Origin of the sequence: Actinoallomurus soli, from assembly GCF_024055715.1 — a bacterium.
Classification (GTDB): Bacteria; Actinomycetota; Actinomycetes; order Streptosporangiales; family Streptosporangiaceae; genus Actinoallomurus; species Actinoallomurus soli.
Genome location: NZ_JAMXMV010000014.1, coordinates 39,262 through 53,876, shown reverse-complemented (window position 1 = coordinate 53,876; position 14,615 = coordinate 39,262). Strand labels below are relative to the sequence as shown.

Below are 14,615 nucleotides of genomic sequence, written 5' to 3'. Positions count from 1 at the left end.
CGACGGGGAGGTCGTACGTCAACGTGGTGGCCGCCGGGCCGGCTACGACGATCTCGCCGGCCCGGTCAGGATCTCCGATGGCGGGACGGATTCGGTGCCGCGGGACTTCAAGGCCGGGATGATCAGGGCGGGGATCACGCCGAGCAGGGTGATCGCGGCCAGCGCGTAGACGGCCGCGCCGAATCCGTTGAAGAACTGCCGCCCGGATCCGTATCCGCCGAAGCCGGAGAACATCGCCACGGCAAGGGCCACCCCGAAGCCCGCCCCCGTCTGTCGTATGGTGGTGCTCACTCCGGACGCGATGGCGAACCGCCCGGGGTCCATCGACCTCATCACGGCGGTGGCAGTCGTTGGGAACGCGGCCGCGACTCCGATCCCCGCGACCAGCAATGGAACGACCAGCGTCGCGTACGTCTGCCCTGACGTCACGAGTATCCCGATCGCGAAGAACGCCGCGGCGAACATGGCGAGAGCGGCGGTGACGATAGGTCGTTCGCCGAGCCGGTCGGCGAGCACACCGGCCACGGGCGCGACGAAGGGCGCCAGAGCGACCCAAGGGAGCAGGCGCAGCCCGACTCCGATGGAATTCGCACCGAGTACGAGCTCGAGGTACTGGGTGAATATGAAGGCATTGCCATAAAGGCCTGCGCCGAGCGCGAAGCTGGCGAGGCATCCCCCGGTGAAGCTCTTATTGCGGAACATCGCAAGCGGAATCATCGGGTGCGAACACCGTTGTTCCCAGCGTACGAATACGAAGAACCCGATGATGCCGGCGACCAGGCCTACGAGCATCGCCGGGTCGTACCACCTGACGCTTCCGACGCGGATGAGCGCCTGGAGCAGCAGGACGATGGCCGTTGTGGCGATGATGAGCCCGATGAGATCGAGGCGCCGTACATCGCCCTTGGTCTCCTCGATCGAGAAAAAGCTCAGCACGATCAGGGTCACGCCGATCGGAACGTTCACCCAGAATATCCACTGCCAGGGCAGGAAATAGAGTATGGCGCCGCCGATCAGCGGCCCGACGGCGACGGCGATTCCCATGATCGCGCCCCAGATGCCGAACGCCGTGCCCCGTTTGGCGGGTGGGGTGACCACCGTGACGATGGCCAGCCCGAGCGCCATCCCGGTTCCCCCGCCGATCCCCTGAAACGCGCGCGCGACGATCAGCATCCCCATTCCCGATGCGGAACTCAGGGCGCACCAGGCCGACCCGGCCGTGAAGACGGCGACGCCGGCGATGAAGACCGCGCGCCGGCCGTAGCGGTCGCCGAGCGCCGAGCTGGTCAGAAGCGCTCCGGCGAAGCCGATCTCATACGCGTTGACCGTCCAGGCGAGGCCGCTGGCGTTCGCCCGCAGTGTCTGGAGCAGGGTGGGCAGGGCCACCATGATCACCAGTACGTCCAAGCCGACCATGAAGGCGGTGACCGACGTGATGACGACCGTCTGTCGCTGCCGCCGCGACGACATGCCCTCGGGATCTGCGGCAGGTGATTCACTTGCTGTCACAATGCGCACGACAGGTTCCTCCATCCAACACTTTAGGTAGATATAGTATTTAGGCGCCGTGAATCACAAGGGGCTCAACCGGGAAACTGAACATCCAAGCCTGTCGCTCCCGCCCTAGCATTTCCCGCTCAACTGCGGATTCCCGCAGTTGAGCACGTGAATCGTCGCCGGACGGCCGCTGAACAGTCGCGCACGTTGCACAGGAAGTTCGCCAACAATAGCTTTAGCAACTGGTGCGACGTGCCGAGAATCGAGCTCGCTGCGACCGTTCAGGAGGACTGCGATGACAGGCGAAGCCGGCGCCGCGGGGAAACTGCCGCAGGCCGCCGACCGCGTGGCCCAGCAGTGGAGCAGAGACAACTTCGGGGCACGCATGTACGACTTCATCGTCATGCACAAGTGGCTTGCCGATCCGCTCGGCCGCATCATGTGGCACAACGAAATGGGCGATCTCTACGCGGATATCGCCAGGCTCGGTGACGTGCCCGCGGGATCGGAGATCCTCGACATCCCGTGTGGAGGAGGGGTGGCCCTTCGCGGGCTGACGCCCGGCCGGCGGGTGCGCTACGTCGCCGCGGACATATCGCCTTTCATGCTGGATCGAGCCAAGGCGGAGGCGGCGCGGCGGGGCCTGGCGGGGATCGATTTCGTGCACGCGAATGTGAGCGCGATGCCGTTCGAGGACGCCGCCTTCGACCTGTGCCTTACCTACAACGGCCTGCATTGCTTTCCGGACCCCGAACTCGCCGTCGCGGAGATGGCTCGTGTACTACGTCCTGGCGGACAGGTGCGCGGAACCGCGGTGGTCGCCGGCGCCGGCCATGTTCCCGCCGCATGCATCGCGATCTTCAAGCGTGCCGATCAGTTCGCCACCGTCGGGAAGGCCGAGGACATCGAGCGGTGGCTCGCCCGGGCGGGAATCGCCGATCCTCAGGTCAGGCAGCGTGGCGCTTACGCCTACTTTTCCGGCAGGAAAGCAGGGGACCGAAAAGTAGCTTCGCGAGCAGATGGAGGAAGCGATGTCTGAGTCCCTGGGGGACGAGTACGACCCGATGGGAACGCATCTCGACGATCCGTTCGACTTCTACAGGCGCGCCCAACGCGAGATGCCGGTCTTCTTCTCGTCCAAGCTGGGTGTCTGGGTGGTGACCCGGATGGCGGAGGTGAAGAAGGTCATGCGTGACGGACGGACCTTCTCGTCCGTCAACAACCTGCGGCCGCTGGAACCGCTCAGCATGGAAGTGCTTCCCATCATGTTCAGCGGCTACCCCCTCGTACCCGTCTTTCTCGTGATGGACGGCGAGGAGCATTTGGAGCACCGGCGGCCGTGGGCCGCCGGATTCACGGCCGAGCGGGTGGAAGCGGTCAGGCCGTACATCACAGAGCGGGCCACGGCGCTGGCCGACGAACTGACCGCGGGCGGGAGTACGGCCGAGCTCATGGCCGCCTACGCCAACCCGCTGGCCAATTCCGTCATCGCCCACGTGATGGGGATCGCGCCGGAGGACCATGCCGCACTGGGCGACGACACCAGAAACGCCGTGAAGATCGCCATCGGTTATGTCGCCCCCTCCGAGGAAGAGCAGGCCGAGGCCGCGCAGTCGTGGGTGCACTCCCAGCAACTGATCGGCAGTTACGTGGACGCGCGCAGAGCAGAGCCGCGTGACGACCTGATCAGCGAGGCGATCGCGGCCTACGCGCCCGACGGCGAGCTCTCTGAGGACGCGGAGGCCGAACTGGTCGGCTCGGCCTGGGGCGTCACGCTGGCCGGCCAGATCACCACGTCCGCCGTGATCGGCGCCGGGGTCCTCCGACTGCTCGAGCACCCGGAGCAGTGGCGATTGCTGTGCGACCGGCCGGACATGATTCCGCACGCCGTCGAGGAGATCCTTCGTTTCTGCGCCCCCGGCCATCTCTTCCTGCGGCAGACCACCAGGGACACGGTGCTGGCCGGGCAGGAACTGCCTGAAGGCACCGAGGTTGCGGTCTGCCCGGCCGCGGCCAACAGAGATGAGGCGGTCTTCGACCGGCCCGGCGAGTTCGATATAACCCGCGATTCGTCAACCGGCCATTTGGCGTTCGGGCATGGGCCGCATTACTGCATCGGGTTCAGGCTGGCTCGCCTTGAGCTCGAGATCTCGCTGCGCGTTCTCACCGAGCGCCTCCCGGAACTTCGCCTCGTTCCGGGCCGGCCGGCGACCTGGCGTCCGTCCCTCATCCAGAAGGGTCCGGCCACCGTACCCGTCGCCTGGTAGCCGGAGTCACGCTCCGAACCGCTCGGCGCCGCCACGACCGGTCGACCCGCTGGAGGCACCGAGCGACCTACCGTGATCACCGAGGCAGCGACGATCACGGTAGGTGTGTTCGGCCGCCACCGTGGCCGGCCCGGTTGCTCAGTCCCCGTCGAACGCCCGGTGGAGCGCGGCGACGTCCATCTTGCCGCGCGTGCCCATCATCACCTTCGCGGCCCGGGCCGCCTTCTCTCGGTCCGGCGCGTTGAGCATGTCCGGAAGCACGGCCGGGAAGACCTGCCAGGACACGCCGTACTTGTCCTTGAGCCAGCCGCCCGGGCCTTCTTCGCCGCCCTCCGCCAACGCGTCGTAGTAGTAGTCCACCTCGGCCTGGTCCGCGCACGGGACCTGGAAGGAGATCGCCCCGCTGAAGGTGAACGCCGGACCGCCGTTGAGCGCGATGAAATCTTGGCCGTTCAGAGTGAACTCCACGCTCGCGACCGATCCCTCGGGACCTGGCCCGGTCGCGGTGAACCGGTTGATCCGGCCGATCGATGAGTCTTTGAAGACGCTGGTGTAGAACTCGGCCGCCTCTTCACCGTTACCGTTGAACCACAGGCAAGTGATCAGGTCGGTGCTGGGCATCGGTCATCCTCCTCGGCTGGTGCCTTCTTGCGTTGAAGATTGTTGCGCCCACCGAAGCTTAGTCAACTCACCTGTCCGAGCAAGGTAAAGTCGTTACTTTCTTCTTGTCACTGCAGGTGTTCGCCGCGTCGGCAGGCGGCCGTTCACCGCGCTTAACGCCACCGAGGCGGAGCTCGCCGCCGAACGGCGGCTCATCAAAGGCAAGATCGAATCCCGGGCGCGCCGCGCCATTGCCGGCACGGCGGCCCCGGGATTCGTCGCGGGACGGAGGCTCAGGCCTTGACCGCCACCACTTCCAGGTACTCGGCGCGGGCGACGAGGGTGCCGTCCGTGGCGCGGTTGACGCGCTCGTACTCGGCGGCCGCCGCCTCGGCCAGCTTCTGCTGGGACTCCGGAGGCAGGACCTTGGTCGCCATGTGCCAGGGCGCGAGGTGACCGGCCATGAGCTCGACCTGCGCCCCGGCGGAGGGCGCGCACATCTCGTCCACGCGTACGGTCGCGCTGAGCGAGGTCACCCGGTCGCCGAAGAGCTCACGGCAGTGCTGCTCGCTGCCCCATGCCACCGGCGGCTTACGCGGCGGGGCGGCCTGGGCGGGCGGGGGCATGACCGAGGCCATGACCCGCTGGAGCCTCGCCACCACCCCGTCCGGTGTCCAGTTCGCCATGGCGATCCGCCCGCCGGGACGGCAGACCCGGAGCAACTCGCCGACCGTTCGCTGCTGGTCCGGCGCGTACATGGCCCCGAAGCTCGACAGCACCACGTCGAACGTACCGTCCTCGAACGGCAGGTCCTGTGCGTCGGCGACCTCCACCTCCAACTGCAGGCCCTCGGCCGCCGCCCGCCGCACGGCGGTCTCCAGCGCGGCGGGCACGATGTCGGTGGCCGTCACCCGCGCTCCGCGCCTGGCCGCGGCCAGGGCGCTGTTCCCCGAGCCGGCGGCCACGTCCAGGACCCGGTGCCCGCTGTGCACGTCCGCGGCCCGGGCCAGCAGCTCGCTCACCAGGACGTCCTGCACGGCGATGGGGTGGTAGTCGACCGCCGCCCACATCTGGCGCGTCCGCTCGGCCATGGTCTGCGCTGGCGTTGTCATTCTGGCTCCTCATTCGATGGTCGGTGGATTCCACGGAAACATCATTCGAGAGTGGCGTTGTTCGTACTTCAGGGCGAGGCGACCCGCTGCGGCTCATCGGGCGGTTCGGTGAGCAGGCTCTGCATGACGTAGGGCGCCGCCTCGATCTGGAAATCCATCGTCGGATGGTGTTCCTTGACCAATCCTTCGAGGCTGAGCAGGCAGAGCATCGGGAAGATGAACTCCGCCTCAGCGAAAAGCCCGCAGCGGCGCTGGAGATCGAACAGCTCCACGCAGAAAAGCGACAGATTGAAGTCCTGGACGCGGGAGCCGGTGTTCCGCTCGACCAGATCGGCGATCCCGGTGCGGAATTCCCTGGTCGCGGCCGGCGACGTGGTCCCTCGCGCGGTCGCGTACAGGACGTCGGCGCAGGCCTCGCCCTCTCCTTGGATCATGCCACCGAAGAACGCGGTGAAGCTCCGCGAGGCCTCGCGGCTCAGTTCGTACGTGAAGCCGGCGTCCAGCAGCACGACCGTCCCGTCGGACCGGAAGTAGGTGTTGCCCTGGTGCAGGTCCACGTGGACGAATCCGGCGGCGAACAGCAGGTGGTAGACGGCCCGGACAAGGACGGCGACCTCCGCCTCGCGAACGGCCGCCGGCAGCCTCTCGATCGACGCGTGCGTCAGCCCGTCGACGAACTCCATGGCGATGACGCCGTCTCCGCAGAGCTCGGGGATGACCGCGGGAACGTGCACTCCGGACACCGCGGCGAGGTGCTCTTTCATCTGCCGGAGGCTGTCGGCCTCGGCGGCGAAGTCGAGCTGCCCGATCAGGCAGCGCCCGATCTGGTCGGCGATCTCGACGATCGGCACCCGGCGGAAGGCGGGCGTCCTCGTGACCGCCTTGCCCAGCCATCTGATGATGGCGAGATCCGCGGCGATGGTCGCGCCCACATCGGGGCGGCGGACCTTCAGCGCGACCGTCCGGTCCGCGAGGCGCACCCGGTAGACCGATGCGATCGAGCCGCTGGCCACCGGCGGGCGGGCCAGCGCGTCGACGAGGTCGTCGGACAGCGGACCGAGGGCGTGCCGTACGGTGCCGATCGCCTCCACCGCCGTCATCGGCGCCACATGGTCGTGGAGCCGGTTGAGCTCGCCGGCCACGGCCGGGCCCACCAGGTCCACGCGCGTCGCCACGACCTGGCCCGCCTTGATGAACGCGCCTCCGAGTTCTTCGATCATGCGGACCAGCTCGATCGTCAGGCGTCCGGCGCGCTTGGAGCGCCTCGTCGTGATCACGATGACGGCCATGCGCCCGCCGGTCAGCAGGCACAGCCCGCAGAGCCGGGCCAGCCTCCGGCCGATCGTGGCCCACGTCACCTGGCCGGTCATGTTCGAATTCCCTCCCTGGTGCCGCTCGCCTATTCACCGCGGCCTGATACAGCGATCACCAGAATGCTGTAATGAATGACAGGCCCGGCGTACAGTTAAACATCGCCAATGGCCGCTCATCAATCTTCGGCAAGGCGCATTCAGGAGGAGAAATGCTTCCGTGGTCAGCGGAGTTGTCCGGCCGCCTCGATGAGCACCTCTTCGAAAGTGAGATGCTTCGCGATAATCCGCTGGGCGATCCCTGGGAACGCCCGCTGTGGGTTCATGTGCCGCCCTGCTACGAGGATACGCCGGACCGCCGCTACCCGACGGTCTACGTGATACACGGGTATCTGGGACATATTGGGATGTGGCGTAACCGCGGTCCGTTTCGCAAGACGTTCATCGAGGCGGTGGACGAGCTCTTCGCCGAAGGGGCCGCACCGCCGGCCATCGTGGTGTACGTCGACGCCTGGACCAGCTACGGCGGCAGCCAGTACGTGGACTCGCCGGGCACGGGCCGGTACCACTCTTACCTGTGCGATGAGATCGTGCCCTGGGTCGATCGGCATTACCGGACCCTGGCTCATCGCGATCACCGCGGTATCGCCGGAAAGTCGAGCGGCGGCTATGGGGCGATGATCACCCCGATGCTGCGTCCCGATCTCTTCGGCGGCCTCGCCACCCACGCCGGGGACGCCCTGTTCGAATACACCTGCGTGGCGAAGTTCCTCGGGTGCATCCGCTTCTTGCGCTCATACGACGGTGACATTCAGCGCTGGTGGAAGGAATTCCGGGAGCGCGGGGTCCCGGCGAAGGCGGCGGACCGTTCCCTGCTCATCCTGTACGGTGTGTCCGCTTGTTTCTCCGCTCGGAGGGACGGCACGCCCGAAATTCCTTTCGACGGGCAGAGCGGCATGCTGCTCCCGGACGTCTGGCAGCGTTGGCTGGACCTCGATCCCGTCCGCATGGTCGCCGGGCACGCCGATGCGATGCGATCGATGCGCGGCATCTGGGTGGACAGCGGAGCAGGGGACGAGCATCATCTCGACCTCGGCGCGCAGGCGTTCCACCAGGCCCTCGCCAGGGCGGGGGTGCCCGACGAGACCGTGCACTTCGAGCTCTTCCCCGGCGGGCACGGCGACCTCGATCAGCGCCACCTGCTGTCACTCGCCTGGCTGGCCCGCCGCCTCGCGCCGGACCAGTGAACGGCCGACCCGGCCGGCCTCACGCCACGCATGCTTCGGCGGCCGCGCACGCCGCTCGATCGCGAGAATTCCGAGGTTGAACGGGCCGGTCCGGCCTGCCGGACGACTCAGGCCGCCCGGTCGCCCAGGGCCTCTTCGATCGTCCGGCCGAGGGCGACCGGCCCGGTGTCGAACTCCCCCTCGGGGATCTCCACCGGCTCGGTGGTGCGCTGCAGCTCGGTGCAGTGCCCGGTCTGCGGCCGGGAGACCCGGATGCGCAGGGGCAGGTCCCCGGTGTCCGGGTCGCCCAGTTCGAGCACCTCCCAGCGCCGGACCGGCATGCCGAGGCGCTCGACGGCCCGCGCCACGACCAGGCGGGTCGACCGGTCGATCGCCTCGGTGACGGTCAGCCCCGGGGTGGAGGCCGGTCCAGGGTAGGTGCGGGCCTCGGCATCGGCCCACCGGCTCCACGAGATGTCGGCCGTGCGGCCTTCTTCGCCGGGGCCCAGGCCCGGGTAACGCCAGGCCATGAGATCCAGGTAGCCGATGTCGGTCAGCGGCAGGCAGCCGAGGACATGGCGTTCGACCAGGTGAATCGGGGTTTTCATGGTGGGCACGTACGTCACGACGTCGCAGCTGCCCGCCGCCGCGTCCTCGTTGATGCACACGTGGGTGCCGGCGAGATTCGCCGGATGTGAGACGAGCAGCACCGTCACGGCGGTGTGCTCGCCGAACCGGCGGCCGATCAGGTAGCGCATGCCCCGCTGCCCGATCGTGGCCTCCACGGCGAACGCGTACGACACGCTCGTGCCGACGCTGAGGTTCGCGCGGACCGGCCCGCGCCCGTACGCTTCGGTCACCGGGTACCTCCCTTGTGCGCTGCTCCTTCTAAGCCATCAGGCCGAGCAGGCGCGAGCAGCGGACGATCGCGTCCTCGTCCCCGTCGATGACGAGGTGGTTGGTCAGCGTGGCTTCCAGTGGGTTCAGCAACCCGGCGCCGATCTTTACGAAGGTGAGCGAATCCGTAGTGAGCGTGAGCGCGTGCTCGGTGGTGGCCTTCCCCTGGGCGACCGTCACCTGGCCGTCGAGCACGCTCACGTGGAAGACCTCGTCGTCGATGCGGAACTCGTACTGCTCGTCAGGTCCTGCCGCACTCGGATCGATCATCGCCTCGATGGCGAGCGCCGCCCACCGGGGGCGCACGATGTCGCCGGGAGCGGGCTGCTCGAGCGTGCCCAGACCCCAACGGGCCAGGGCGAGCACCGCCTCGCGCAGACCCTCTCCCTGCTCGGTCAGCTCGTAGTCTCGGAGTTTCGAGCCCTCACGGGCCCGCTGGCGGATGATCCCGCACTCGGTGAGGAACTTCAGCCGGTCGGCCAGCAGGTTGGTGCCGATGCCCGGCAGGTTGGCCAGCAGCACGTTGTAGCGGCAGGGCCCGGCCAGGAGCTCCCGAATGATCAGGAGCGTCCAGCGCTCGCCGATGAGGTCGAGACTGGCGGCGAGGCCACAGTACTGGCCGTAGTTGCGGCGTTGATGCTTCACGACCGTGACCTCCGGTGGAATCGCTTGATAATGATATTCCACCCGCGATCCTTTCAGCCGCGCCACGACCGCCGGCGCACCGGGACCCGACGACCACCGACGCGGGACGACCGGCCGGTCACGTGTACCAGGAGGGCTGCGGCAGTTCGCCCAGCAGTGTGTAACGTCCGACCTCCCGAGCCTTGTACGCCACCGGGTCGTGCAGGCTGTGGGTCCTCAGGTTCCGCCAGAACCGGTCGAATCCGTACCTCGCGGCCGTCGAACGGGCCCCCATCACCTCGAAGATCCGGGAGCACACGTCGAGCCCGTCCCGGACGATCCGATGCTTGGCCGCGGAGATCCGGACCGCCACCTCGCCCCGCTGTGGGAACGTGACGGCCTCCCGCTGCCCGTGCAGCAGATCGGCGAGTTCGTCGTTGACCCGGTCGATCAGCGCCTCGGCCGCCCACAGCTTGGCGCGGAAGTCACCGTACGCCTCGAGGATGTACCACTCGTCGGTCGCCGCTTCCTTGTCATCGCCGCCGTACGGCCAGGGCCGCGTTCTGGTCCGGGTGTACTCCGCGGCCGATTCCATGGCGCCTTCCGCGATGCCGAGGTACATGTTCGTCATGACGAGCTGGAGCGTGAGAAGCGACAGCGAGCTGTAGACCATCGGAGTCGCCTTCTTGCCGCCGCGGCCGATGGCCGCGCTCCACGGCACGACCAGATCCGTGGCGGTTATGCTGCCCGACTCCGTCAGGCGCTGGCCCATGTTGTCCCAGTCATGGTTGTACGACAGGCCCGGTGACTTCGTGTCCACGATGACGAAGAGACTCCCGCCGGTCTCGAGCGCGGCGGTCAGGCAGGTCAGGTCGGAGACCAGGCTCCCCGAGGCGAATGACTTGCCGCCGTTCAGCCGAAGACTGTCCCCCTCGTCGGTCGCCACGATGTCCTTGTCCCGCGGATTGATGGCGCCGCTGTAGAAGTAACGGTTGAGCGTGTAACGCTCTTCTTCCTGGGCGATCTCCTCGTCGGTGCCGAAGAATCGCGTCGCCCAGGCCCACAGGTAGTGGTACCCGAGCAACTGGCCCACCGAGCCGTCCGCCTTGGAGATCTCCCGGCACACCCGCAGCGCCGTCGGCCAGGTCTCCCCTCCACCACCGTGAGCCTCCGGCCCCAGCAAGGTCACCAGCCCGCTGTCCTTCAGCAGTTTGATCTCCCGGTACGGGGGTTTTCCCTCGCCATCCCGCTGTGCCGCGTCGACTGCGAGGATCTTGGCTACCTGACGCCCGCGATCGACCCACTCGCCGGCGGTGGAGGGACTACCCGCCAGTTCAGCGGCGATCGCCTGGTCCGAGGTCGTGGTCATTATCCGCGTCCTTTTCCGGCCGTCTTACTTTCGAAAAATATAGTTAGTGCAAATGAGCTTAGGACGCACTCATAATGGCGTCAAGAAAGCGCGTGCCGCCATGATGCGTCGCCGTGAGACCTTGAAAAGGGAAGACGATGGGTCCTGTGACGATGGGCCGCGAACCGGCCGACCAGCCGCTGCCGGTCATCACCGACGAGTCGTGGGCGAAGGTCCGTGCCGCTCTGGACGCGACGGCCGACCGGTTCGCGGCGCTGGTGGCGTCGCTGCCGGACGGGCGGGCGAAGGCGACCCGGGACTGGTCCGTGACCGACGTGGCCGCGCACGTGGCCACGATCGCCGGGCTGTACATCTCGCTGACGGCGGCAGATGCCGACCGCGGTCCTGACGCGAGGCTGCCCGCCCGCGTGGCGAACGCCACGCTGGACACCGTCGGGTCGATGAACGCGGCCTGGCTGCGGGAGCTCACCGACCGCGACCCGCGGAGACTCGCCGCGTCGCTGCGGGCGAACGTCGGCGTCGTGCTCTCGGCCACCGCCGGAACCGCTCCGCATACGCCGGTGCCGTGGCTGGGAGGCTCCCGTGTGCCCGTCGCCGGGCTGCTCGCTCACCTGCTCAACGAGCTGCTCATCCACGGGCGTGACATCGCCCGCGCGAGGCGGCTTCCCTGGCCGATCCCGCCGGAGGACGCCGCGTGGTTCTTCGAGTTGTTCTTCGTCGGGCTCACGGCCTACGGCGCCGGTCACGTCCTGGACGCCGGCGCGACCGGCCGGCCCGTGCGCACCGGCCGGCTGGTCGCGGAGTTCCGCTCCCGCTACACGACGCCGGTGACCATCGTCGTGCACGAGGGCCGCGTCCGGGCCGAACGGCCCGGACGCAAGCCTGACGTACGCGTCTCGTACGATCCGGCGGCGCTCGCCCTGATGCTGTTCCGCCGCGTCGGCAGACCGCGGGCGGTGCTCACGGGCAAGGTCGTCATCAGCGGGCCCCGCCCCTGGCGGCTGCGCCATTTCTTCCGCACCATCCGCATACCGTGATGATCCATCGCGCAGCACCGCTCTCTCCGAGTAGCGGAGAAAGCGGTGTGCGCCGCAGGGGCCGACCGGCCGGACACGGTGCCTCAGGGCCGCGCGGACGCCGCCACGGACTCGGCGTGACTGATCTCCTCCAGCCGCCTGCTACGCGTCTCATGACTGGTGAGCGCGAAGACGGCCATGCCGATCAGCAGCGGCGCGGCCCCGATGATCGCGGTCACCGCGATCGACGGCGGGGTGGCCGCGGCGACGACCATGACGATGATCAGCACGCCTCCCGCCTTGGTGATCCCGGCGGCCAGCCCGGTGCCCCGGGACCGGATCCGCGTCGGGTACACCTCGGACGCGTAGACCGTGATGAGCGCCGCCACCAGGCTGGTCCCGGAGAGCGGGACGACCAGCAACGCGGTGAGGAGAACATGATCATGCGCGAGCGAGTCGCCGGCCAGGACGAATCCGAACAGGGCCAGCGCCAGCAGCCCGAAGAACGCGATGATGGTCTTCTTGCTGCTCCAGAAACCGTACATGGCCGTGGCCAGCAGGCCGATCGGAAGCCCGATGAGCGCGGCGTTCCGGACGATGTAGTCCGAGTTGACCGTGGTGTAACCGAGATGCTGAAGGTTCGTGGGAATCCAGAGCTGGAAGCCGTAGGTGATGAGTCCCACTCCCAGCGCCAGAATGCTGATCGCCACGCTCGAACCGATGAGCGGCGAGCCGAACAGCCGGCGGAATCCGCCGCCCCGATCGTCGGCCGCCTCGGTGTCGTCCGTCTCCTCGACGACCGCGGCACCGAACTGCGCCATTATCGTCTCGGCGTCTTTCCGGCGTCCGACCGCGAGGAGGAACCGCGGGGACTCTGGAATCCAGTGGCTCAGCGCGATGAAGAGAACCCCGGTGGGCAGTCCGATCAACCAGAGGATGCGCCAGCTGTAGTGCGGGGTCAGCGCGCCCGCCAGCCAGCTCGTCAGCACATAACCGGCACCCGATACGCCGCCGCCGATGAAGACCATGATCCAGCTGCGGTGACGGGCCGGAATGGTCTCGGCCAGCAGGGCGAAGGTGATGGGCAGCATGCCGCCCGCGCCGATGCCCATGAGAAAGCACATGAGCAGGTTCCAATTGAAACCGGGCATGGCACCGCAGATGGACGTGGTCACGAACAGTAGCCCGGCGTAGAGAATGGACGACCGGCGTCCGATACGGTCGGCGAGCCACCCCCACAGCCAGGATCCGAGGACGGTCCCGCTGATGCCCGACAACGGCAGCAGTGCCACCGGGATGTGGCCGTGCGGGTTGCCTGCCGCTTTGAGCCCGTACTCCTTCGCCATTCCGGGTGCGACGAACGCCAGCGCGGCCGGCTTCATCACGTCGATGACGATCGCGACCGAGATGACCAGGAGCATTGCGACGTGCCGCGGCCGGATCGGAGCGTCGTCGAGCGCCCGTACCCGGATCCCGGCGGCGGCCTGCCGGAACTCCCGCGTCCCCCTCGGCAGCAGGCCGTACAGCGCCGCCGCGAGTCCGCCGATGATCAGGGCCATACCGGTCAGCATCTCGGCGTCGGGCCGCATCCCGGCCATCCGGTACCCCATGTCACGCGCGCTGTAATACATCGGAAGATGCAATGCGACGCCCGCGGTGCAGGCCGCGGCTCCCAGCCAGAACGCGACTGGATGTTCAAAACGGTTCCACTGCTGCGTCTGCCGGCGTGCGGCGGTGTTCGACATGATGACATCCAGGGGTTGGAGGCTCCGGCTCCCCGCCGGTCCGGAAGGAGATCGATAAGTTCGCGTCCGTAAAGGCTGTATCGATGAGCTCGACCTTGTAAAGGATGTTCAACGATCACGCTGAGGAATTATCGCCTCTCCACCGGAGAATCAACTGGCGTCACGGCAGTGAACGGCACGGATTGGGCGGATTCCCCGGCCGGGAGCGCCCGGCCGGGGAATCGGTCAGCGGTGGCGGCTCAGCGGACGGTAAGGGTCCCGGCGGTCGGCCGGGACCCGCTGGGTGTGCAGGACACGGTCACGTTCCCGTACGACGCGGCGTCCATGTTGATCGTGATGTCACCGATCAGGAACTTGTCCGTGCCGGAGGCGGAGGGCGTCCAGGATCCGGTCATGTCCACGTTGTTGATCGGCTGGCCGGCCGGGACCGAGCCGCCGGACGCGGTGGCCGTGAACGCCGAGGTCTCCGCGCCGCTGCCTTCGATGACGGCCGTGGCGTTCCAGGAGTTGATGGCCACGGACGCGGGCACGCTGATGCTGGTGACGTCCAGCGCGAAGCCGACCTTCGAGCCGGAGGTGGCCGGGTTCGGCGAGGCCGTCAGCGAAGCGTTGATCGTCGAGGTCTCGGTGCCCGCGCCGGGGACGTTGCAGAGGTAGGTGGCGGTGAAGCTGGACGCGCTCGCCGGCACCTGAGCCGCGACGGCGCCGGCGCCGGCGAGGGCGAGAGTGGCGACCGCGGCAGCGACCCTGCTGCCAATGCGGGGAATCATAGGGATTCCTTCCTGTTCGCTTGCGGGAGGTTGGGACCCGGGTGATTCACTGCCATCGATCGATCGACAGTTCAGTTTTACATAGCGTCAGAACCGCATCAAGGCCGGGGTTCCGCAGTTGTGCACCGCAATAGAGGACGAACCCGCTGAATATCGAGCTTCATCGTCAGCGCTCGCGATCC

13 protein-coding genes are annotated in these 14,615 nt (G+C 67.8%); 4 read left to right on the top strand and 9 right to left on the bottom strand.

Annotated features, from left to right (window positions below; all coding sequences use genetic code 11):
• Nucleotides 1–42 precede the first annotated feature (42 nt).
• Nucleotides 43–1,518, bottom strand: a complete 1,476-nt coding sequence (locus NDW01_RS29330; protein ID WP_252827391.1) for a DHA2 family efflux MFS transporter permease subunit — start codon at nucleotides 1,516–1,518, stop codon at nucleotides 43–45.
• Nucleotides 1,519–1,792: 274 nt separating this feature from the next.
• Between NDW01_RS29330 and NDW01_RS29325 the strand changes: the two genes are divergently transcribed.
• Entirely contained in the window at nucleotides 1,793–2,536 is a 744-nt protein-coding gene (locus NDW01_RS29325) for a class I SAM-dependent methyltransferase (RefSeq protein WP_252827379.1), read from the top strand.
• Nucleotides 2,517–3,764, top strand: coding sequence for a cytochrome P450 (locus tag NDW01_RS29320; protein WP_252827377.1), 1,248 nt, complete (start codon nucleotides 2,517–2,519; stop codon nucleotides 3,762–3,764). The genes NDW01_RS29325 and NDW01_RS29320 overlap by 20 nt, the downstream gene beginning before the upstream one ends.
• Before the next feature lie 138 nt (nucleotides 3,765–3,902).
• Here NDW01_RS29320 and NDW01_RS29315 read toward each other — a convergent pair whose 3' ends face one another.
• The 3 genes from NDW01_RS29315 to NDW01_RS29305 form a co-directional block, all read right to left on the bottom strand.
• On the bottom strand, nucleotides 3,903–4,385 hold the full coding sequence (locus NDW01_RS29315) for a VOC family protein (protein ID WP_252827375.1): 483 nt from the start codon (nucleotides 4,383–4,385) through the stop codon (nucleotides 3,903–3,905).
• A gap of 272 nt (nucleotides 4,386–4,657) precedes the next feature.
• On the bottom strand, nucleotides 4,658–5,476 hold the full coding sequence (locus NDW01_RS29310) for a class I SAM-dependent methyltransferase (RefSeq protein ID WP_252827357.1): 819 nt from the start codon (nucleotides 5,474–5,476) through the stop codon (nucleotides 4,658–4,660).
• 68 nt (nucleotides 5,477–5,544) lie between these two features.
• Nucleotides 5,545–6,846, bottom strand: a complete 1,302-nt coding sequence (locus NDW01_RS29305; RefSeq protein WP_252827336.1) for an ABC1 kinase family protein — start codon at nucleotides 6,844–6,846, stop codon at nucleotides 5,545–5,547.
• A gap of 71 nt (nucleotides 6,847–6,917) precedes the next feature.
• Between NDW01_RS29305 and NDW01_RS29300 the strand changes: the two genes are divergently transcribed.
• The gene (locus NDW01_RS29300; RefSeq protein WP_252827334.1) at nucleotides 6,918–8,033 is read left to right on the top strand and encodes an alpha/beta hydrolase; all 1,116 of its coding nucleotides are present in this window, start codon (nucleotides 6,918–6,920) and stop codon (nucleotides 8,031–8,033) included.
• Between the two features lie 107 nt (nucleotides 8,034–8,140).
• Here the strand turns inward: NDW01_RS29300 and NDW01_RS29295 are convergent, their stop codons facing one another.
• From NDW01_RS29295 to NDW01_RS29285, 3 genes are all read right to left on the bottom strand, one after another.
• Nucleotides 8,141–8,872 (bottom strand): hypothetical protein, encoded by a 732-nt coding sequence (locus NDW01_RS29295; protein WP_252827321.1) that lies wholly within the window; start codon nucleotides 8,870–8,872, stop codon nucleotides 8,141–8,143.
• A 28-nt stretch (nucleotides 8,873–8,900) separates the two neighbouring features.
• Nucleotides 8,901–9,554, bottom strand: coding sequence for a winged helix-turn-helix transcriptional regulator (locus NDW01_RS29290; protein ID WP_252784661.1), 654 nt, complete (start codon nucleotides 9,552–9,554; stop codon nucleotides 8,901–8,903).
• A 118-nt stretch (nucleotides 9,555–9,672) separates the two neighbouring features.
• Nucleotides 9,673–10,902 carry an acyl-CoA dehydrogenase family protein gene (locus tag NDW01_RS29285; RefSeq protein ID WP_252827318.1) on the bottom strand — a complete coding sequence of 410 codons (1,230 nt, stop codon included), beginning with the start codon at nucleotides 10,900–10,902 and terminating at the stop codon, nucleotides 9,673–9,675.
• A 137-nt stretch (nucleotides 10,903–11,039) separates the two neighbouring features.
• Between NDW01_RS29285 and NDW01_RS29280 the strand changes: the two genes are divergently transcribed.
• Nucleotides 11,040–11,939, top strand: a complete 900-nt coding sequence (locus NDW01_RS29280) for a maleylpyruvate isomerase N-terminal domain-containing protein (protein ID WP_252827306.1) — start codon at nucleotides 11,040–11,042, stop codon at nucleotides 11,937–11,939.
• 83 nt (nucleotides 11,940–12,022) lie between these two features.
• On the opposite strand, the gene NDW01_RS29275 is transcribed toward NDW01_RS29280, so the two are convergent.
• Both NDW01_RS29275 and NDW01_RS29270 read right to left on the bottom strand, forming a co-directional pair.
• Nucleotides 12,023–13,663: an MFS transporter gene (locus NDW01_RS29275; protein ID WP_252827303.1), complete on the bottom strand. Its 1,641-nt coding sequence runs from the start codon at nucleotides 13,661–13,663 to the stop codon at nucleotides 12,023–12,025.
• A gap of 239 nt (nucleotides 13,664–13,902) precedes the next feature.
• On the bottom strand, nucleotides 13,903–14,433 hold the full coding sequence (locus tag NDW01_RS29270; protein WP_252827291.1) for a hypothetical protein: 531 nt from the start codon (nucleotides 14,431–14,433) through the stop codon (nucleotides 13,903–13,905).
• Between the last annotated feature and the right edge of the window lie 182 nt (nucleotides 14,434–14,615).